The organism is Aureibacillus halotolerans, assembly GCF_004363045.1.
Classification (GTDB): Bacteria; Bacillota; Bacilli; order Bacillales; family DSM-28697; genus Aureibacillus; species Aureibacillus halotolerans.
Window position 1 is genome coordinate 24823 of sequence record NZ_SNYJ01000024.1, and the last position, 20384, is coordinate 45206.

The following is a 20384-nucleotide window of genomic DNA, read 5'->3' on the forward strand; positions in this document are numbered from 1 at the left end:
AGAAAGAAACTCCTTCTAATCATTGCTTCCTTTAAAGACAGTGAATCACTTTTACATCCATATGGTCGGCCTCACTACTAGATCTATGCACAAAAAAACAGCTCGAGCGAAAGTCCCGAGCTGCTCCAAATCATACTTCATATCTCAACCAAAAACTTTATATCGATGTAAACCCTCCATCAATCGGAACAACCGCTCCGTTGATGTAAGGTGCTTTGTCTCCGAGAAGAAAAGCCACAAGCTCAGCGACTTCTTCCGGTGTGCCAAGGCGTTTTTGCGGAACGGGGTTGACCGCAATATCAGCTGCATTTGGGTTCTTCTCCATGTATTCCTTGACCATTTGTGTTTCTGTCGCACCGGGTGCAATAGCGTTGACACGGATGCCTTCGCTCGCATATTCGGCGACAATGGTTTTTGTAATGCCGATCATGGCATGCTTCGTTGCAGAATACGTCCCTACGGTTTGCTGACCAACAAGTCCGGCGGTCGAGGATGTGTTGACAATGCTGCCTCCACCGTTTTTAAGCATCGCTTCCACCACATATCTCAGACCGTAAAGCGCACCCTGAAGGTTAATGCCGATGACCTGATCAATTTGTTCAATCGTGTTCTCAGCAAATTTTGTTCCTGGTCCCGAAATACCGGCATTGTTATAAAACATTGTAATCACGCCATAGGTGTCCAAGGTTTTGTCAACGTAGTTTTTTACGTCCTCGGCCTTGCTTACATCCGCCTTGATAAAGATCGCTGAAGCTCCTTTTTCCTTCACGAGGCGAACGGTGTCATTGCCGCCCTCCTCCGAAATGTCTACGATGCTTAGCTGAACATTGGACTCTGCCAGTTTCAAAGCTACGGCTTGTCCTAAGCCACTGCCCCCGCCTGTGATAATTGCTACGTGTTGTTTTTTCATGTCTGCAGGACTCCCTCAAAGAAGATTTGGTGAATCTTTTTTAGTTTTCCCTGTTTTGATTAAGATAAAAACGAACTGGCATTCATTCCGTAATATAAAAATGTAGAAGAATTATGCAAAGAAAGCAAGCTCTATGTTACTATTGGATTATATTTCCTAATGATTTTACGTTTTAAGAGGTGAATAGATGATGAAGAAATGGTTGGTAGGCTTACTTTTTATGGCCGGGTGTTCAATGAACAATGACTATGCGAATACTGAACCGAATCCTATGACTGTCGAGCTTCCCGAAATTAGCACTGAAGTACAAACGATGTATGACCTGCTAAGCGAAGGGTTTGCTGGGGTTGATGTGACCATTCCGAAACAATTTCTGACCAACGAGCATACCTTTTATGTTGGCTATCAGCACTATATCAATGGGGAGTTAGTTGAAAGAAGGGACGAAATAATGGGGGTTGGTTTAGGCACTTCCTCATCTAAGGATGAGCAGACTTTAAAAATGTCCATCCGTATGGCAGAACACGAAGAAGGTGACCACAAGATCGCCGTTGTCAATGACCATGGGGCTTCCATTGCACAATTCGATATCAAACGAATATCAGGAAGCAGCAGCTCTACTTCCATGCCTTCCGTACCCACGATGGCAACGATTGGCGAACCATTTATCTATCACATTGACGTACGTCATAACGATACAACCTTTAACGCTTTTGCTCATGTTCTTTCTATTGAAAGTCTCCGAGACCTTGCCGAAGATTATGATGATGTCCTGGCGTTGACCTTTATAGTGAAGCATCAGCCACAGGTGGAAAAGATGTAGCATGTTGACACGGATTAGGCTCTGTGATGTTCGATTACTTACGAAATGTTTGAACTACTCCGACTGTCTAAACGCAAGAATACTCTGAGCAAAAAGCTGAAAATCATTAAGGTGGTTCTCGATAATAGAACGAACAATGACGACATTGATTTCTTGATCATCATGAACCGCAATGTTCCGAAAGCCGACCATCGCTTGGAGCTTCTTGGAAACCTCTGAGGGAAGAGCTTCGTGACTTTCAAGCAATGCAAATGCATCTCTACTGTTTTGAGGAAGACCCATATGCTCTTCCGAAACGATATGCATAGCCAAATCAATGGCTGCTTCACTGGCTCGCTGCAGATTCAAAACGATGGAATCCTGCTTCGTAAAGTCCTCCAAGGTTTGCAGATCATTCTGATAAGCGTCTTTTACTCGCTGAACACATCGCTCCATTACCGCCACTTATTTAATGCCACATCATGAGCCATATACGGTGCCCTCCTTTTCAATGCGGCGCAAAATGGGGGCGCGCCGCTCGTTCAACAAAGCATACTCCTTTAGCGCTCGCATCGAAAACATCTCTCTTTGATAACGGTCTTCGCAGTATAGAATGTCCCCTGTCGCCACCACTTGCGCTTGAAACACGGTAGACGCAAGTTTTTAAGTTAATCTCTGCCCAACTCACCTGCTAGCTCCTGTGCCAACATAAACAGCGCATAGGCATCGTTCGTTTCATGACGACAATAAACGGCCAAATCAATGTCACTGTTTGATCGGTCGTGCCCTTTCGCTTCAGATCCGAACAAGACAATTCAGAGAGGGCTGATTTCCTTATGCAAGAATGTCACAATCTTCTCTTTCATCGTTCGATCAAGCATCAAATCTCTCCTTTCTACAATGTATTTTCTATAGCTTTCGCGAGGCTGCAACGCAAAATCCAACTTTGTGTAAATTAATTCTTTGAGAAATGTCTCCCATACAAGCGACGCTATAACCCTAATGAGTCATGTTTTCCTAATGCATTTGTTTTATAATAGAAGCAACTACGCTGAGAGGAGATCGGCCGTTGACATACAGACAAACCAAATGGTTGATTATCATCATCCCTGCACTCACGATTGGCGTATGGGAATACGTCAGACACGAGTACTTGCTCCCCTATATCTCCATGGAGCTTGGCAATTGGCTCGCCCCTGTGATCGTCTTGTTGGTATCCGTGCTCATTTTGACAAAGCTCTTTAAAATGTATGAGCAAAACCAAGAAGAATTGCATCGGGCAAAGGCGGTTCAAGCGGTGTTGGAGGAACGAGAAAAAATTGCTCGGGAGCTTCATGATGGCATTGCCCAATCGTTGTTTCTGCTGAATGCACAGGTGACCGTCATGGAACGCACAAAGCAGGCAGAAGAACTTCCTTTGGAACGATGGAAGAACAGCGTTCATCGCACAAACGATTACGTGAGACAGGCCATCGCCAATTTGAGACATGCTGCGGATGAGGATCAAAATCCTTGGCTTCAAGGGATTGAAAGCTTTATTGAAGAATTAAAGAGGGAAAGCGCGTTATCGTTTGAAACAATCTGGAACATTCCTGAATCTCACCTAACACCTAAGGAAAAAGTCGAGCTGTTGGCCATTATAAGAGAAGCTTTATTTAATATACACAAGCATGCAAAGGCAACGGGGGTTCGCATACAGGCAAACGCTTTGCCAGAAAAGCAAGGATGGTACTGCCAGATCATCGACAATGGACAAGGGTTTTCTAAACCAGGTGTGACAACGGGAAACCAATATGGCTTGAATATGATGAGGGATCGTGCAAGCAGTATGTCGTGGGACCTCCGATTTGAAAGGAAAGATGGCGAAACCAAGGTGATCGTTGTAAAGGAGGCCGTTTGACATGACCGTGTTTCGCGTACTGATTATTGATGACAACCAAATGGCTCGGGAAGGCATTCGACTGATTCTTGAAGCTGATCCACTATTTGAGGTCGTTGCAGAGGGAAGCAGTGGCGAAGAGGCGCTGATCCTAAGCGAGGTTTGGATGCCAGATCTCATTCTGATGGACATTCAAATGCCTGGCATCGGCGGTTTGGAGGCGACCAAACAGCTAAAAGAAGCGTTTCCTTATGTAAAGGTCGTCATGCTAACGGTGTCCGATGACATTGCTCACCTGTTCGATGCCCTAAAAAAAGGGGCGCAAGGGTACCTATTAAAAAACATGAAACCCGATGAGTGGCACGACTATCTCAAGGCGATAGCTTTGGATGAAGCGCCAATGACACGAGAGCTAGCGTTTCGTATCTTAAAGGAATTCTCGCCGATAGGCGTAGATGCCGGCGACAATCCGTTAACTGCGCGGGAACGTGACATCCTAGGGCTGGTGGCAAAGGGTCTAAGCAACAAGGAGATCTCTGGGCACTTAGAAATTTCAGAGCATACCGTGAAAAACCATCTGAAAAACATTCTCCAAAAGCTTCATTTAGAAAATCGTGTCCAGCTGGCACGCTACGCTTACGAACAAAGCTGGATGAAAAAATCATAGCGGGCATTCAAATCATTATAAAGGTCGCAATCTAATTTAGAAATATAGCCGCAAGGATGCCCACTATGATAAGAACGAGGATAAGGATGCCGCTCCCCTTCCAGCCTAATCCCCCTACCAGATCAGCAAGCCCACCTGTCTGTGCCCGCTGAAAAGAATCGTTTAAATTTCCAGCCGGATTTCGTTTTAATTCCTCCTGGCGCATTCGTTCTCTACTGCTTTCAGGTGTTTCATTTTCGTCGCGCATGAGGCACACCTCCCATTCCTTTTCCATGTAGGGCCAGTTTAACATAGGAGGATGAATGATCAAACTCGTTGCAACTGTAACTTAGGGAGAAACGACCGCATTTCTCCCAAACTGTTTTAGGATGAGCCGAATGACATCAACATCATCATTGCATGTTCACTTCAGATTACCGGGACTGCGAAGAGAAAAAAAGTGGCACTCTCGTTAGCAAATTGAGCATACATTTGCAGAATTAAAAGGTCTGTTCAAAAGCCCTTATCAAGTTGCCTTTTTCTTTGTAGAATAATAGAGTATCCCCTCAATAATAAATATGAGTAGTACAGATAGGCCAAACAGAGGCATAAGAACACCTAGTATAAGGAGTGTGACAACAGCTCCGATAGACCACGGTTTGTTGATTCGTTTTGGCAAATATGAATGTCGGTTTTTCACTCTTTTCATCCATGAAGCGAAGCCCATTGCTATGGCAACTAGCAAAGCGATACATACAAATAAGTTTATTAGTTTATTGGCAATACCAAATAAGTGTCCTTCATGAAGAGGAATTCCCCAAGTAAACCACTTCCCTATAATTCCATAATCCTCAAAGTTTATTTTAGCAATTAATTTACCAGTATATTGATCGAAGTAAGCCGTTGTTTCTTCGTATGGACTAACATCTAATCCAGTGACACCTGTATTACTTCCTTTGGATACAGTGAATACGCCTGTTTCACTTGAAGGGTACACGATAGAAAACGGCCTTGTGATCTTTTCATTTTGAGATTCTTCCATGATAACTTCTAGGGTTTGTTGACCCGGTATATCTAGATTTGTATGAGTATGACTACCATGATGACTACTATCACTACTATCACTACTATCACTACTATCACTACTATCACTACTATCACTACCATGATGGTCATCATGATCTGAAGCAGGCTGACTTAAATTCCTCGTCGCCCATGGGATTTCATCAACGTTAGATTGTGGAGGGTTATACCGCAATTCCGTTCTACCTAAGTCTGGATGATCTGCACCAAATTGACTAATGTGACTTCCCATAAATACAGACCAAGGGATGCCAGTCACCACAAGTACCAGTAATGGGATTGCAATGACTAGTCCAAGTATTGCGTGGACCTTTTGAAATTTTAAGGGGTTGGTTCCCTTCTTAGACCTGTTGACAAGCAACTTCTTTTTAAATGTCATGTAGATACCAGATACGATAAGAAATACCGCCCAACAAGCAGTCAGTTCAACTAAATATCGTATAAATGTGCTTTCGGTCAAAAGGGAGCTGTGAAAGTTCCGCATAAAACTAGCGTATGTGTGTTTCGTATCTTGACTAGCAACGATTTGATTGTTGCTGTCTAGAAAAACTGTACGAGTACGACCTTCATCATTACTGATCGTGACTCTACTATTATAGGGATCGTCCATCATGCTGATTTTAGTAACCGCATAGCCTGCGAAATTGTCCCGAATGTCTTGCATAGCTTCATCTATGTTTTGGGTGTCTTTTATTTCGCTTTGTCCGAAAAATTCTTTTTTATAAATATTGTTCTCGACCTCAGGATAAAACAGAAAACCAATACCCGATAAAGTCATCGTTAACAATAGTGGTGTAATGAAAAATGCCGCATAAAAATGAAGTCTTCTGAAAGGATTAAAAATATTATTATTTCTCATACAAATCTCCTTTGTCTGTTAATCTGTTACAAGGTTCTTGCCTATTGGATGATTCCATCCTATTTCTTAAACGCCCCTATAACGAATCAGGCTGAACGCTTTTCATCATTCTCATAATTTCCTCAAAAGGATCAATGGCGCCAATTCGTCGCTCTACAATCGTACCTGATGGGTCAATCAATAGACTGACAGGCTGCGAGGTGATTTGGTAGGTGGTTCGTAAAGAATGTTCTTGATCAAGTAAAATAGGAAAACGCAAATCGTATCGATCAACGAAGGTTTGCGCTGTTTCTTTATCCTCACCTAAGTTCACTGCCACAACAGTGACTCCATCCATCAATTTATCCGCTTCATTTAACAAGGGAAGTTCATTCACACATGGCACACACCATGAAGCCCAAAAATTCAACAGTACACCCTGGCCCTTAAAATCTTCGAGAGTAGTAACTTCACCGTCTAGGTTTTTCAAAGTAAATAATGGTGCTTGCTCTCCAGCTTTCGCGAGAAGGGTGTCTTCAGAAAACATTTCTACGGCTACACTGGTGGCTGCAACGATTAACCCAATGACTAGAATCCATGATATTAAACGGTTTTTATTCATTGCATCCATCTCCCTTCTGCTGAAAATGCGTCGCGGTACCCTTCTTCATCAATATGCTGACGAAATTCCGTCGGGGTACTTTTAAAGACGATCTTTCCCGTTCTTAAGAACACGATTTGATTACAAATGGCTTCCGTAAAAGAAAGATTGTGAGTGGAGAGGACGATCGTTGTCCCTGCCTGAGAAAACTCATGCACCAATTCAATTAGGTTGTCTACCCAATAAGGATCCAGTCCGTTTGTCGGCTCATCGAGCAATAATAATGGTGGGTTGGAAAGGAGTGCTTGAGCGAGCATTAAGCGCTGCCGCATACCTTTTGAGTAGTTTTGGACGGCTTCATTCGCTGCTTGCGATAAACCAACCCGTTCAAGCATTTGTACGGCTCTTTCCTTTGGAAGCCCACGTAACTTTGCCCAGAACACAAGCGACTCTTTACCCGTCAGACGGTTCGTAAAGACATAGTCATCTGGCATGTACCCAATTTGCTTCGCGTAAGCTTTTTTACTTGTTTTAGACTGTAGTCCCCCAACGAGAAGTGTTCCTTCAGAAGGTTGTTGAACACCGGCAAGCAAACGAAGAAGAGTACTTTTTCCTGCACCGTTTCCACCGCAAAGCGCCACTACATGTCCAGAGGAGACATTCATATGAATATCGTGAAGAATAGTAGTCTTTTTTATCGTTTTAGAAATGTTATTCATTTGAACAAATAACTTCTTATCCATGACGCCCCCTCCTTCCCCATAGTATTTTTGAGCATTCTAAAGTAATCATCATCCACGTTAGAAAAAATACAAGCGCTGCAATTGTTCCTTTTGTGCCCTGCACCCATTGAACCCATTGATAGTATTCTGGACCGAGTGCCGATCCTCCCCCGAGCTTGATCACAGCAAATAAGCGAGCGAATTCGGCTGGATTGAAAATTGTAACAACAGAGATGACAGGCTGCACCCAACCATAGGGAAGGAAGGAAAGCACGGAAATAAGCAAAGCTGGCCATCCAACCACACTAAAAAACCATATGCTGATAGACAACGTAAGGGCCTGCCAGCGATTGCTCACTAAAGCCCCAAAAAGAAAGGCGACAGCTAGATAGAGCAATGTCAAAATCAAAGAGAAGCTAAACAGGAGAAGATAGACGTCAAGGGACCACGCGGCGCCTGCCATGCTTCCTGCGATCCCAGCAATACCATATCCAATTGAAACAATGGTAAGTAGAACAATGGCAATACCGATATACTTCCCCGTGATAAATGCTGTTGTCGTTAAGGGATAGGTGGATAACAGCGACCAGCTTCCTTCTTCCTTTTCTGCTGTCAGCGAAAACGACCCTAGCATTAAGGTCATGAGCGGTAATAAATAAAGCGTTAAATTCATCATCGTGCTAGAAGCTCCAGAATATCCTTGAACATACCCCTGTGCATTGATTAACGTCAGTGAAAGCATAAAAAGTGAAAACACAACTAGAAACGAATATGCCCACGGATTTCGAAAGCCTAATTTTAGTTCTCTAGCGACAATAACCCCTATTTGAGTCACTCTGTTTTTTCCTCTGTCATCTCTTTGTCCATGTCCATGCTTGTGTCTTCAGAGTGGTCATTCGAATGACCTTCCATGTCCATGCTACCGGCATCCTCAGAATGGTCATGGGAGTGACCCTCCATGTCCATGCCTTCCATCATCATGTCCATATTGACTTCCCAGCTATGGCTTTTCAGATCCTCAGCCGTCATTATTTCGCCTTGACTATGTTCATTTATATAGGCTTCAGCCGCCTCTTTTGTATCAAAGGAAATCACCCCGTAAGCCATCGGCGTTTTGATTTCCGGCCCATACACATACGTCGCATCTTCATAAGGAATCCATTCCATGCTGTCAAAATCCCTTACAAATTCAGCTCCGATTGCTTCTGTGCTATTCTGGTCTTTCCACTTATTCATGCAACCAATGTCATCAAATTTTAGCGCACGGCCGTCTTCTGTAATAATTTGCGTGGCGTACTGATCATCTTTCACTGACATATTACAAATGGGACATTTGTCCGTCTCTTCATTAATTGGCTCTGGCTCATACGCCTTTGTTGTATTGCAAGCAACAAGAGCTACAAGAAGGAATAGAAAAACGAGAGGCCTCATAAAATTTGCATTAACCATTTTCATAATAATTTTCTCCTTCCAAAATAAAAAATTGAACATCCGAAAGATAACAGTAGAAATGCTATCAGATTGACACGATCTTTAACTAAAACGTGTGAACTATCTCCAGAAAAGACGTTGTCTGGTGGTGCCATAAGTGGTTCCTTGTCCATAGACCATGTGCGTGAATCAGCTTGGTACAAACGTTCAAGAAGCTCCAGTCCTGGCGATTGATAAAACAATTGAAAAGCGGGCTGCGACTGGAAGAGAGCCAGGCTAAGCGGATTCATTGCATAAGGAAGATTGCTTTTCCCATCGCCATCAGAATCCACACCTTTGAACGCATCCCAATAATTTCCTGACAAAGAATTATCAACACTCGTAACGGATCTTGCGCCAGTAATATTTCCTATAAAACTGTTTTCAGTAATAAGGTTGTTTTCTGCATCCATTAGTTGAAGCCCTACGTAGTTATTCACAAAGGTGTTATGCATCACTTGATTGTCTAAAGATTGTTGGATGTTCATACCTACACGATTTCCTTCAATCCAATTTCTTTGCACAGTAGCACCATTTGTTTCATACAGGAGGAATCCTTGTGAATTGACATTTTCATTTTGCATGACGACACGGTTTTCTGTAATCGTCAAACCACGTGTGACCATGACGATGATCCCGGTGAAGTTCAACCTACTTGTGTTTTTTTGAATAATCGTTTGCTCTGTATACATCGCATGGATGCCATATCGGGCACGTTCAACCACGTTTTGAGAAACAACATTCTTCTTACTTCTTTCTAAATAAATTCCATCCAAAACCCCACGAATATGGTTGTTCGTAATGCGGTTATTGTAAGCCCCATATAAGTCGATTCCATTTTTCTTGTCTGAAAGCGAGACAGGATGTTCGGTATCAGGCAACCATTCAATCCGATTCTCATCAAGGAGACCGTTCTGCGTTTTTTCTAAACGTATCCCATAGGAACCCGTTTGAATGTGCAGTGCTTCTAGGTGTACTGAATCCCCTGTTACAAAGACAGTCGCGGCATCCTTTAACTCTCGATCGACGATCTTAAGACCACTTAGTTTCACATGATCACTCGTAATCTTAACAGCAGATTCACTGCCCTCGTGGGTAAGAACCGACCCTTTGCTGAATATGATCTGCAAAGGCTTGTCAATAATCATCGCGCCTGTGTAGTACCCTGCTGGAATATGAATCGTGTCCCCTGCCTCCGCTTGATCAATCAACTGTTGGATGGAGGTATGCTGCTGTGCGTTTGCCACTGAGTTAGCACAAACGATGGAAAGGATAAGCACCATGACGCTGCTCCAAAAAAACATTATTTTCCGGCGATTCCAATGCGCTGATTGATTCCTTTGAATGTGCAACACCTCTTTCAATAAAATGAGAAGCCTGTTTGTAGAATGCTTCTAGTGCAATCCGCTCCGTCAAAATACTTCGTTGGGGTTTGCTTCTGCACATATTGTTTTTATTGTGTCTCGGTCTCGTATAGCGGGTGAAAATCCTTGTTTAAACCAAATATGAAAAAAATTCATTGTTTCAAGTTAGATCACCTAGTGCCTTTTACACGAAATTAGTTTGGTAAAGGAATCAAATAAAACCATAAAGGGTCGATCTCATTTGAGATTGTTTTCAAAATGGTCATTTGCAAGTGAACAAGCACAACACATCATTAAATGAAATAAGATCTACGTTATCTGAAAAGGCACTAGAGTCTTTTTGAACTTAGTGGTGATGACCTCCACCCCCTGAATCATGGCCTTCCATATCAGTCATACTGTCCATATCCGATACGTCGCTATTTTTTTCGGCTTCTTCAGCAGCTAGAACCGCATCTTCACTGACGTTGCCTGCAATCACCTGTTCCTTTGGCATGGCATGCGTGCCTCGGGCTGTCACGTGCGACTGCACGTAGTAAACGCCCTCTTCATTGAAAGAAGTGTCTGCGGTATAAACGCCTGCCTCCGCCAAGGTCCCTTGCTCTTCCCAGCTTTGTTGACGGTCTCCCGCCTTCCAAAATTCAAAAGTGACTTTCCCTACCTGTGCTGTGTCTACAGGCTTTTCTTCCTCTGTAATGATCGCCTGGATGTTTACAGCAGCTTCGGTTTCAACGTTTTGGTCAATTTTGAGCTCGACCTCAATGAAGCCTGTTAAGAGCTGTTCCGAATTCGGTTGCCCACCAGGCTCCCCTGGGTCATGTGCCTGGCAAGCCGTTATGATACACATTGCCGTAGCCATCAGTATAAATTTGAAAGTCTTCATTGCAGCTCACCCTTTCTTATTGTCAATTTCTTATTCAAAAAAATGCCATCGCCAAATGGTTTGAACAGCGATGCTTTTTTCATTTTTTTTTGTTTTCGTTCATCAACCTGTTCATGTTGAATCTTCTTTATTGCCATCGCGAGCCTCCTCATAAGGGATCGTTTGTGATACACGTAACCAATGCTCCTTTGCATTGTATACGGGTTTCATTTCCTTTCCTATGACTCGTTAGAGCTATGAACATGAACATTCTGTGAAATGATTTTGGAGAAAGATGTACAAAACTATTGGAAGAGCCACGACTGCAGTGCTTGACGCAAAGAGTCTATCAAGGTATTATCGACATATAAAGTCTCTAATTCAGGACGGTGATTTGCTATGAAATACTCGAAAGCGACGAATTATGCTTTACACACCATGCTTTTTCTTGTAGCAGCCACGCCAAACAAGCCTGTCACTGTAGTGGAATTAGCAGAAAAGCAGAAGGTGTCTCCAACTTATCTCTCCAAGATTTTAACTAAACTAGTCAAGGCAGGCATGATTGAATCCGCATCAGGAGCTAAGGGTGGCTATCGGTTAAAGCGAAATTGGGAGAACATTTCATTCCTTGATATCATACACGCCATTGAAGGACCCACTTCTATGTTCGATTGCAGCTTGGATCATGGACCAGAATGCCCGATACAAAAGGTCGTCCTGTCCGCAGAGGAAAAAATGGAGCAGCATTTGAGAGACCAGACAATGTTTGAGTTAGTTCAAAGAACGAAAGTGAATCTTTGGTAAAAATTTTTTCTTCTAATTAAGGATATTAAGTGTCTTTAAAAACTTTTGAAGTGGAGATTAAATCATCCCGTTTTGGTAGAAACGATGGTAGCCAATGCTGCTGTGGACTTTTCATTGCCTGTAGGACGTGGCATGCTTAATGATTCCTTGAGGGCGCTTTGGAAAGGTTCTCGTTCGACTAAAAGACCAGAGCATGATATAAAAATTTGCATAAGGACTGTCCTAGAAGTCGTAGGACAGTCCTTTGACATGTGTGCTTGTTCCTTAAGCAACAAAGAGAAATAGACAAAAAAAACGTAGACAACTCCTCCAAAAAAGAGATGTTGTCTACGTTTTGATGAACGTATCAATTTATGCTTCCTTCACCTTGCTATTGTCTGGTTTCTTAGGATCCTCGAGCTGAAGCGTCCGCGTTGTCGTGGCATGAATGCCTTTAAAAAGCTCAGGGTTTTCATACAGTGACTTGCCATACGATGGAATCATTTCCTTCAGCTTTGGCTCCCATGCTTTCGCTTTCATGTTCTCTGGGAAACATTTGTTGAGAATCTCAAGCATCACAGAGACGGCGGTAGACGCCCCTGGAGAAGCGCCGAGTAAGGCGGCAATCGAGCCATCCCCTGCACTAATTACTTCCGTTCCAAAACGAAGCGTTCCCTTGCCTTCAGGCGTATCTTTAATGATTTGCACACGTTGGCCAGCTACAACCAAGCCCCAATCCTCACTTTTCGCGTTTGGCACGAATTCTCTTAGTTCTTCCATACGCTTTTCCTTCGATTGCATCACCTGATTAATCAGGTAAATGGTCAATGGAATGTTCTTGGCACCAGCCGCCATCATCGTTAGCAAATTATGCGGTTTAATGGACGTGAACAAATCCAGCATGGAGCCAAATTTTAAAAACTTCGGTGAAAAACCAGCAAACGGACCAAACAACAACGATTCCTTCTTATCAATCAAACGTGTGTCCAGATGTGGCACTGACATTGGTGGTGCCCCAATCGCTGCTTTGCCGTACACCTTTGCACGATGTTGCGCAACAACCTCTGGGTCCTGACAGACCATAAACAGGCCACTAACCGGAAAACCACCAATCCCTTTGCCTTCGGGAATCCCTGATTTTTGTAGCAGATGCAGGCTGCCTCCTCCGCCACCAATAAAGACAAACTTAGCAGTGTGGGTTTCAATCTTACCCGTTTCAACATTTCGCACCTTCACATTCCATGACCCGTCGCTTGTTTGAGTCAGGTCTTCAACACTCTGCTTAAATTGGATATCGACATTTGTGCTCTTTAAGTGATTAAACAAATCCCGTGTTAACGCACCAAAGTTCACATCCGTGCCAGAATTGATTTTTGTCGCCGCAATCGGTTTCGTGATTTTTCGATCCTGCATCATTAACGGAATCCAATCCTTCAGTTTTTCAGGCTCATCGGTATACTCCATACCTGGAAACAAAGGGTTTCTCGAAAGCGCTTCAAAGCGATTTTTCAAAAAAGCGACATTGGTTTCTCCTTGCACAAAGCTCATATGCGGCACTGGCATGATAAAATCACGCGGCTGCTTTAAGCGCTTGTTGCTCACAAGGTACGACCAAAATTGCTTAGATACTTGGAATTCTTCGTTGACCTTGATGGCTTTGCTGACATCAATCGATCCATCTGGCTGTTCAACCGTGTAGTTTAGTTCGCACAACGAGGAATGCCCTGTTCCCGCATTGTTCCACTCGTTTGAGCTCTCCTCACCCGGTGTTTCACGTCTCTCAAACACGGTGATGTTCCAGTCTGGCGACAATTCTTTAAGCAAAGAACCTAGCGTTGCACTCATAATGCCAGCACCTATTAATATAACGTCTGTTTTTTTATAGGTATTACTCATGTGTGATCATCCTTATGCTCTAAAAATTTGCAGAAAAATGTCTACGTATACTTCGACGTCCTGCCAAACAGGGCGCAGTTTAATCGCGAGTCTCATTCAAGGAATACTGACCCTACTCTATAGTTTACCACTAATATTCATAGATTAGAATATTCATTTAGGAAACAAATGACGGTGAGAGGTGTCAAGTCGTGGCAAGAGAACCATTTTTACATAGCGTTCTTTCTCTCTAATAACATCCGCATATACATAGGAGGAAAACTAAATGGCGGTGACCAATGTGGAACGCAAGATCACACGTATTGGAAATAGCCTTGGCATCACACTACCTCAAAGTGTTCTAGATCATCTCCAAGTAAAGCTTTTCTCTAGAAAAGGACGGCGCTGTATCGTTCAAACGTCAAAAAACTCTCGATCATGGGGCGTTGAATGAAATTGATCAGGAGTTTTTAGATGGAATACAGGATCTTTTCGACAACTACGATCAGACCTTAAAAAACTTAGTGGATCGTTAATTAGATGGTTCGTTATTTACACCACAAGGAGGTTATTTTACTTAATGCCCTTATCATTAAAAGATACAGTCCTGGAGAACAGATTGGCGTAAAAGAGCCAGCCTTACTGGATAGTGCCGTTAATCGACCACAGCAAAGGGCTTTTGGTGAAGAAGCTTACCCCACTCTTTGGCTAAAGGCAGCAGCACTGTATAGCAGCATTGCCCAGCACTATGCTTTTCACAATGCGAATAAGCGAACAGCATTTGCTGCGATGAAACAATTGATATGGGTGAACGGATACCAGTTGATGGTCCCTGAAAATGAAGCTGCAGATTTCACAGTGGAATTGGTTGTACGAAACCCATCCCTCAACGTTGAAGAAATTGGAGCGTGGATAAAGGACCATTCGAAGCAACGAGACATGGACAAATGAACAGTCCTTCCATTTGATTAAAGGGTACAAAAGGACAATAAAAGAAAACTGCGCGTCCTCTTCTGGACATCGCAGTCTTCTTTTTTATTGATACTCCTACAATCAGAGAACATCCATCCGGTTGACATTCCGAATCGATAGCAGGGAGATGGCGATGCCAATGACGGCAAACGCTATTGGAATGTACACAATGCTAGCGAGCGAAAAGGTTGGGTTGTGAGAGCTGATCAACGAGACGATCACAAGTGACGACACGATGGTCACAGGCACAGATAGGCGACGCATCCCAAAGTATAATGGCACGAGACTCGTTCCCGCCGCTGCAAAAGCGAGCGTGAGACTCGTTGAAATTTTTTCTGTTAGCATGGCCGTTGTGACGGTATGTTCAACAAAGTGGAAATACCCGTTTACGCCCCACATCACTGCTGTGACAAACAATTCGGAGAGAAGGATGGACGTTAACGTAAATGAAAACACGATCAGCAGCTTCGCAGACAGAAGCTTTTTTCGTTCAATAGGAAATAGGAATTGTAGTGCCATCGTTTTGTTCTTGTATTCTTCAATGATGAGCTTTGCCAGCAGAACAGCGGCAAAGACGATGAACACTGCTCGCACGATGGTGCCCCCAATAAAGAACAACTCCTCCATATCACGGACGACCTGACTCCCTTCCATCCTTTCCATGTACAAAATAAAGGTGAGCATGCTAACGATGAGTAGATTGGCAATGACGGCACCTTTCCAGTACCACGACACGCTATCTTTTTTTAGTTCAAGCTTTAGTACCCGAAACATCGTCCATGTCCTCCCTCGCTACATTGTCCACTTGAAGCGCCTGGTGGTAATATTCATCCAACGTTTTGTACTTTTTGCTGATGGATTCAATCTCAATGCCGTAACTTAGCAGAACTCGAGCAATTTCGCTCTGGCTTTTTACGGAACCGTAAATTCGAATGGTTCGCTCACCGATATGTTTCACATTAAACAGGTCGAGTTGATCCTCTAATACGAAGCACGCCTGTTTAACATCAGGCGTCAAGAGCTCAATAAATTCGGTGTGCTTGCTACGAATCGTATCCATTGACTTTTCTTCAAGCAGTCGTCCATTCTTCATTAAACCGACACGATCTGCGACTTGCTCCACTTCACTCAGCATATGGCTAGAAAGCAACAACGTCGTGCCGTAATCGTTTGCCAGCATCTTAAAGAGATCTCTCATCTCTCGAATGCCAGATGGATCAAGCCCGTTCATTGGCTCATCCAAGAGGAGCAGCTCGGGCTTTGTCATAATCGCTCTTGCAATCCCGAGCCGTTGCTTCATACCGAGCGAAAACGTATGCACGGGCTTATGTTTCACTGTAGTCAGCTGCACCCATTCAAGCGCAGTGTCGACAGCATTTGCCTCATGGTAGCCACTATAGGCACAACACAATTGCAAGTTTTCAAAGGCGGTTTTTCTATCATAAAAGACCGGATACTCAATCATTGTCCCTAGTCGTCTCAAAAATAGATAAGAAGACTCCAGCAGCGGTTCACCGAAAAGCTCAATCGTTCCTGTGGTCGGCTTTACGAGATTCGTAATGAGCTTCATCAGCATCGTTTTTCCGGCCCCGTTATGCCCAATCAAGCCGTAAATCTCCCCTCGCCTCAAGTCCATCGATACATTTGATATCACTTCAGTGCCGTGTAGCACCTTGGTTACTTCACGCACGTTCATTGTAAGCTGTTCCACTCTGTTCTCTCCCTTCAGCTTTAGCTTATACCGTCCCCCTGTCATTTTTCTTGCGCATTTCTTACAAAATTCTTAACTTCAGGGAGTTGATTGAACGTGCAGCGAAAGGTGGTTTTCTCATAGGGGATGCTCCGAATGACAATGTGGCCTCCCATCATTTCTACGAGTTGCTTGGTGATGCTTAACCCGAGCCCACTGCCTTCAAAGGACGCATGACGTGCATCATCCAACGTGTACATCCGGTTAAACACATTGTCTTGCTCGGTTTCAGGAATGCCCCGACCTTTGTCCCAAACTTCAATCAAGGCTTGCCCTTCATGTACGTACAGCTTTAGTCCCAGCACCTTGCCATCAGCACCGTAGCGGATTGCATTGGTCAACAAATTGCCAAGAACTCGCTGAAACGCTTCTTCATTGGCATAAATGTGGATCGGCTCATCAGTGAGATCGAGCTCAACTGCTAGCCCTTTTGATTGAACAATGGCATAGTGCTCCAACACAGCTTGCCGGCAAACCTCATTGAGATGGATACGGCTCATGGGCACGTCCACATCCCCTGCCTCTAGCTTGGAAAAATCAAAAAAAGCATTCACCTGCTTGATCAAGGTCAACGTTTTTTGATGCAGCTGGGACAGCGTGCGTTCGCGCTCATCGCGTGCCAATAAAGGCTGTTGCTCCAGCTTTTCCAGATAACCGAGCATCACCGTCAATGGCGTTTTCAAATCATGAGAAATGTTCGATAGCATTTTTCGTTGTTCGAGCCGTGTCTTGTTGGAGGCTGCCTGAACACGTTGGTTCTCATCAAGCAATGTATTAATGGCTGCTAGCAGGCGCTGGAGTTCTGTTTCGTCCGTCTGCGAGAACACCTTCTCACGCGTCTCTTGTGTAAGAATATGGTCAAGGGAAGCATGGACAGCCTTTACATCCGATTTCCATCTACGGCGGTCAAAGAACTGCTTTAGGCAAATCAAGAGCAACACACCGACAGCAACGCTAAGAAGCACCGTCGTCATGACGCCCCCATCGTGTAACCGATGCCCCACACCGTTTTGATCAACTCGGGGTTAGACGGGTCCGTTTCGACCTTTTCCCTCAACCGCCGGATGTGGACATTGATGACATTTTCATCGCCATAATAGGTATCGTTCCACGCATGCTGGTAAAGCTGCGCCTTCGTAAACACCTGCTTCGGATGTTCCATTAACAGCTGTAAAAGGGCAAATTCTTTCGCAGTCAATTTGATTGAACGTCCTTCCTTCACAGCCATAAACGCATCTACATCGAGCCGTAGCCCGCGATACTCCAAATGGCGTTTTGCCTGTCCGTCCATACGATTCGTGTATTCAGTCGCCCGTCGAATAGCGGCATTGACACGTGCCGTCAACTCAATAAACGAAAAAGGCTTGGCGATGTAATCATCTGCGCCAAAGCCTAACCCAAGCGCCTTGTCGAGCTCACTTCCCTTGGCCGATACAATCAACACCGGCACAGCACTCGACTGACGAATGGTTTTCAAAAGCTCGATACCATTGATTTCAGGCAGCATGATGTCGAGCAGCACCATTGAAAATGTGCCTTCATGGAACTTCCGCAGCCCCTCCTCACCATCCCTGGCGCACACCACGTCAAACCCTTCCCGCGTCAAATGCTCCTGCACGAGCTGAAGGATTTCCTTCTCATCCTCCACAACAAGAAGCCTATGCCCCATACAATCTCAGTCCTCTCATTCAACGTTCTGGATATATTTGCATTATAGCATGAGGAAATAAGAGACATTGCTCAATAGCTACAACTCGATTCCCTCTTAGACTGATGTCTCTAGGGCATACAAACTAGAACATAAGAAAAGCACAGGATGATCGACACTCAATCGGCCTGCGCTTTTGGGTTTTTGATTCAACCTTTACCATTCTATGATGACCTCTGAAAGACAAGAATTAGAAAGACAAAGATACTGCTTATTATTCTCTATTTACCTATCCAAGGTTTTCCTGGTGTCCTCCATTCCCATTGGAAACTAGCAGCCTTCGTTGGGGTTGAAAACTGATCAAGATAAAATTTTGCACCTGCGTCTATTTTCACATCAAAGATTTGCACCTCTAAAATTTCATCCTTGTTATCATACATCGTAACTTTCAGTTGACCTTCAAAATCAAATGTTTCATTAAAGTTCCCAACGTAGACGAAGTGATCAAAATGATAATCATCAGAAAAGGAGGAGACTTGTGCGAATAAATGCTGCATTTCAGATAAATTGTTACGTGCTTCATCGAACTCAGTAAAGTGTCGCTCCATTTTTTTAATCGCTTGCCATTGTGAATAATGATCTGAATACGTATGTAATGCGTGGATGCCTGTAAACAAAATAAAAACAGCAGCAAATGTTTTGAGCGTGTTCTTCCACACAATTCGGGGAGGGTACTTTCCCGCAATTAAACTAATCAGTGCTATTGCCGCCATAATGACAGAAAAGCATGAGATCCAAAATGGAAAAAACGCTTGTACTGGGATGGTCATCTAAACAACCCTCCTTCTTTTACGTCGATCTTGATGGTGGGAAGAAGGATACTTCTCACGGAGCTTACGCGCAATTTTATACAAAAACCAAATTAAAATAAGATATAACCCTTGCGCAATTACAGTTGAAACGGAGGCAAATGTTTCGCTAGTTGTATCTACAAACTGCGCTAAAGCAATAACACTAATGACAAATGCCATAGGGATATATAAACACGACGTCCAAAAACGACATACCTTCAAATTGTAAGTAAATGCGACATACCCGGCAGCATAAAAGAAAACGTGAAAAACGGCGAGCCAACCAGAAATCTGGAGCCAAGAGTGAAGGAAAGCCGAGCAAATTGTTGGAATCAACAAAATTGCAATAACACCAAATATTGTCGGTCTGAATTTCGTCTTTGGCGCTACCAGCTCTTCCACCACACTTTTTGCTCTTTCTTCCTCTTCTTTAATCCATTTTTGGTTAAGAGAGTCGTAAATTTCTGCGAAAGGGAGGTCAACAGGAACATTTTCTTTTTCATCTGTATTTGCAATGTTCTTCAATTCTTGTAAGTGCTCCTCTGTGGCTACAGTGCGGTTCATATAAATAGGGATATTTGTATTGTGAAACACAGTAAGCCACTGATCTATGGCTTCGTAATCTTTTAGATACACCGGAATAGAAATTCCTTGTTTCGTTTGAAGCAACAAACATGGTACTAGTCGATGAAAAGGACCTTTTTTGTAGTATCCCTCATAATAGGTGTAGTACGCGTAGGATAAATAGATCATCACATCGCAGCATTCCACATCTGACAATGCGATTGTCCCCGTATAGACTTTCCTGTCCTTGAAATCTTTCACATCATAAGTTAGTTGAGTTTCAGTTAGTACAAAATGATTTTGATGTCGGTTATACCAAAGCAACCGCTGATAATGATTAATAATGATTCGAAAGATAATGACGGTTCCAATTAAACCTACTGAAGCAAATACACCCCAACCAGTAAATCCATTCCAAAAAAGATATACCGGTAGTGTTGCAAGCCCTATACCGATAAACGCTAGAAGGATTGATCCGTAAGCATTTACAAGCCAATGCCATACAAGCATTTGGTTGTCTTTATGTTCCGCAAGTATATGATTCATGACTACCCTCCTCAATAAGTCATATCACGAGGAATAAAAAAATTCCATTTTTAACAGGTAATTGGCCCTTACCCAAAAGTCGGGGTTGACTGGCGCAACATTCGTACATCTCGCAACGAATAATTACATCGCTTTGTATAAGATCTAATCTGTTGAGGGACAAGCGAAGGTGCAAAAAGGAATCTTCTAAAAGCCAGCGGTCACTAGAGAGACTTCCG

24 protein-coding genes and 1 pseudogene are annotated in these 20384 nt (G+C 43.5%); 6 read left to right on the plus strand and 19 right to left on the minus strand.

The genetic code is table 11. From position 1 onward, the window contains the following. Positions 1–157: 157 nt before the first annotated feature. Complete coding sequence (locus tag EV213_RS18795; protein ID WP_133582116.1) at positions 158–910, minus strand: SDR family NAD(P)-dependent oxidoreductase; 753 nt, start codon at positions 908–910, stop codon at positions 158–160. 187 nt (positions 911–1097) lie between these two features. Here EV213_RS18795 and EV213_RS18800 point away from each other — a divergent pair, with 187 nt between their 5' ends. Then, on the plus strand, positions 1098–1733 hold the full coding sequence (locus EV213_RS18800) for a hypothetical protein (protein ID WP_133582117.1): 636 nt from the start codon (positions 1098–1100) through the stop codon (positions 1731–1733). A gap of 54 nt (positions 1734–1787) precedes the next feature. Here the strand turns inward: EV213_RS18800 and hepT are convergent. Both hepT and EV213_RS21265 read right to left on the minus strand, forming a co-directional pair. After that, positions 1788–2203: pseudogene (gene hepT / locus EV213_RS18805) on the minus strand (type VII toxin-antitoxin system HepT family RNase toxin). Positions 2204–2380: 177 nt separating this feature from the next. Then, positions 2381–2521 (minus strand): nucleotidyltransferase domain-containing protein, encoded by a 141-nt coding sequence (locus tag EV213_RS21265; protein WP_341770360.1) that lies wholly within the window; start codon positions 2519–2521, stop codon positions 2381–2383. 260 nt (positions 2522–2781) lie between these two features. On the opposite strand from EV213_RS21265, the gene EV213_RS18815 reads away from it, so the two are divergent. Then, entirely contained in the window at positions 2782–3612 is an 831-nt protein-coding gene (locus EV213_RS18815) for a sensor histidine kinase (RefSeq protein WP_133582118.1), read from the plus strand. Between the two features lies 1 nt (position 3613). After that, positions 3614–4258, plus strand: coding sequence for a response regulator (locus EV213_RS18820; RefSeq protein ID WP_133582119.1), 645 nt, complete (start codon positions 3614–3616; stop codon positions 4256–4258). 31 nt (positions 4259–4289) lie between these two features. On the opposite strand, the gene EV213_RS18825 is transcribed toward EV213_RS18820, so the two are convergent. The 9 genes from EV213_RS18825 to EV213_RS20910 all read right to left on the minus strand — a co-directional run bounded on the left by EV213_RS18825 (position 4290) and on the right by EV213_RS20910 (position 11335). Continuing rightward, the gene (locus tag EV213_RS18825) at positions 4290–4505 is read right to left on the minus strand and encodes a DUF6366 family protein (protein ID WP_133582120.1); all 216 of its coding nucleotides are present in this window, start codon (positions 4503–4505) and stop codon (positions 4290–4292) included. 258 nt (positions 4506–4763) lie between these two features. Next, on the minus strand, positions 4764–6179 hold the full coding sequence (locus EV213_RS18830; RefSeq protein WP_133582121.1) for a PepSY-associated TM helix domain-containing protein: 1416 nt from the start codon (positions 6177–6179) through the stop codon (positions 4764–4766). Between the two features lie 76 nt (positions 6180–6255). Continuing rightward, the gene (locus tag EV213_RS18835) at positions 6256–6780 is read right to left on the minus strand and encodes a TlpA family protein disulfide reductase (protein WP_166639415.1); all 525 of its coding nucleotides are present in this window, start codon (positions 6778–6780) and stop codon (positions 6256–6258) included. After that, a complete protein-coding gene (gene ccmA, locus EV213_RS18840) occupies positions 6777–7502 on the minus strand; it encodes a heme ABC exporter ATP-binding protein CcmA (RefSeq protein ID WP_133582123.1) in 726 nt (241 codons plus the stop codon). The genes EV213_RS18835 and ccmA overlap by 4 nt, the downstream gene beginning before the upstream one ends. Further along, positions 7495–8316 (minus strand): ABC transporter permease, encoded by an 822-nt coding sequence (locus EV213_RS18845; RefSeq protein WP_133582124.1) that lies wholly within the window; start codon positions 8314–8316, stop codon positions 7495–7497. The genes ccmA and EV213_RS18845 overlap by 8 nt, the downstream gene beginning before the upstream one ends. Continuing rightward, the gene (locus tag EV213_RS18850; RefSeq protein ID WP_243740272.1) at positions 8313–8936 is read right to left on the minus strand and encodes a nitrous oxide reductase accessory protein NosL; all 624 of its coding nucleotides are present in this window, start codon (positions 8934–8936) and stop codon (positions 8313–8315) included. The genes EV213_RS18845 and EV213_RS18850 overlap by 4 nt, the downstream gene beginning before the upstream one ends. Continuing rightward, positions 8933–10234: a right-handed parallel beta-helix repeat-containing protein gene (locus EV213_RS18855; protein WP_166639416.1), complete on the minus strand. Its 1302-nt coding sequence runs from the start codon at positions 10232–10234 to the stop codon at positions 8933–8935. The genes EV213_RS18850 and EV213_RS18855 overlap by 4 nt, the downstream gene beginning before the upstream one ends. 427 nt (positions 10235–10661) lie before the next feature. Next, positions 10662–11198 carry a FixH family protein gene (locus tag EV213_RS18860; RefSeq protein ID WP_133582126.1) on the minus strand — a complete coding sequence of 179 codons (537 nt, stop codon included), beginning with the start codon at positions 11196–11198 and terminating at the stop codon, positions 10662–10664. Further along, entirely contained in the window at positions 11195–11335 is a 141-nt protein-coding gene (locus tag EV213_RS20910; RefSeq protein ID WP_166639417.1) for a hypothetical protein, read from the minus strand. Before EV213_RS20910 ends, EV213_RS18860 begins: the two co-directional genes overlap by 4 nt. A 241-nt stretch (positions 11336–11576) precedes the next feature. Between EV213_RS20910 and EV213_RS18865 the strand changes: the two genes are divergently transcribed. Further along, the gene (locus EV213_RS18865; RefSeq protein ID WP_133582127.1) at positions 11577–11981 is read left to right on the plus strand and encodes an RrF2 family transcriptional regulator; all 405 of its coding nucleotides are present in this window, start codon (positions 11577–11579) and stop codon (positions 11979–11981) included. Between the two features lie 351 nt (positions 11982–12332). On the opposite strand, the gene mqo is transcribed toward EV213_RS18865, so the two are convergent. Further along, the gene (mqo, locus tag EV213_RS18870) at positions 12333–13856 is read right to left on the minus strand and encodes a malate dehydrogenase (quinone) (RefSeq protein ID WP_133582128.1); all 1524 of its coding nucleotides are present in this window, start codon (positions 13854–13856) and stop codon (positions 12333–12335) included. Positions 13857–14121: 265 nt separating this feature from the next. Between mqo and EV213_RS20915 the strand changes: the two genes are divergently transcribed. Both EV213_RS20915 and EV213_RS18875 read left to right on the plus strand, forming a co-directional pair. Continuing rightward, entirely contained in the window at positions 14122–14289 is a 168-nt protein-coding gene (locus EV213_RS20915) for an AbrB/MazE/SpoVT family DNA-binding domain-containing protein (RefSeq protein WP_166639418.1), read from the plus strand. Positions 14290–14375: 86 nt separating this feature from the next. Further along, positions 14376–14786, plus strand: a complete 411-nt coding sequence (locus EV213_RS18875; RefSeq protein WP_133582129.1) for a type II toxin-antitoxin system death-on-curing family toxin — start codon at positions 14376–14378, stop codon at positions 14784–14786. 102 nt (positions 14787–14888) lie between these two features. Here EV213_RS18875 and EV213_RS18880 read toward each other — a convergent pair whose 3' ends face one another. The 6 genes from EV213_RS18880 to EV213_RS18905 all read right to left on the minus strand — a co-directional run bounded on the left by EV213_RS18880 (position 14889) and on the right by EV213_RS18905 (position 20166). After that, on the minus strand, positions 14889–15581 hold the full coding sequence (locus tag EV213_RS18880; RefSeq protein WP_133582130.1) for an ABC transporter permease: 693 nt from the start codon (positions 15579–15581) through the stop codon (positions 14889–14891). Next, positions 15559–16503: an ABC transporter ATP-binding protein gene (locus tag EV213_RS18885; RefSeq protein WP_133582147.1), complete on the minus strand. Its 945-nt coding sequence runs from the start codon at positions 16501–16503 to the stop codon at positions 15559–15561. Before EV213_RS18885 ends, EV213_RS18880 begins: the two co-directional genes overlap by 23 nt. A gap of 56 nt (positions 16504–16559) precedes the next feature. Further along, positions 16560–17531: a sensor histidine kinase gene (locus tag EV213_RS18890; protein ID WP_133582131.1), complete on the minus strand. Its 972-nt coding sequence runs from the start codon at positions 17529–17531 to the stop codon at positions 16560–16562. Then, positions 17528–18226, minus strand: coding sequence for a response regulator transcription factor (locus EV213_RS18895; protein ID WP_133582132.1), 699 nt, complete (start codon positions 18224–18226; stop codon positions 17528–17530). Before EV213_RS18895 ends, EV213_RS18890 begins: the two co-directional genes overlap by 4 nt. Before the next feature lie 260 nt (positions 18227–18486). Further along, on the minus strand, positions 18487–19035 hold the full coding sequence (locus EV213_RS18900) for a hypothetical protein (RefSeq protein WP_133582133.1): 549 nt from the start codon (positions 19033–19035) through the stop codon (positions 18487–18489). Then, positions 19036–20166: a Rossmann-fold NAD(P)-binding domain-containing protein gene (locus EV213_RS18905; RefSeq protein WP_133582134.1), complete on the minus strand. Its 1131-nt coding sequence runs from the start codon at positions 20164–20166 to the stop codon at positions 19036–19038. Positions 20167–20384 lie beyond the last annotated feature (218 nt).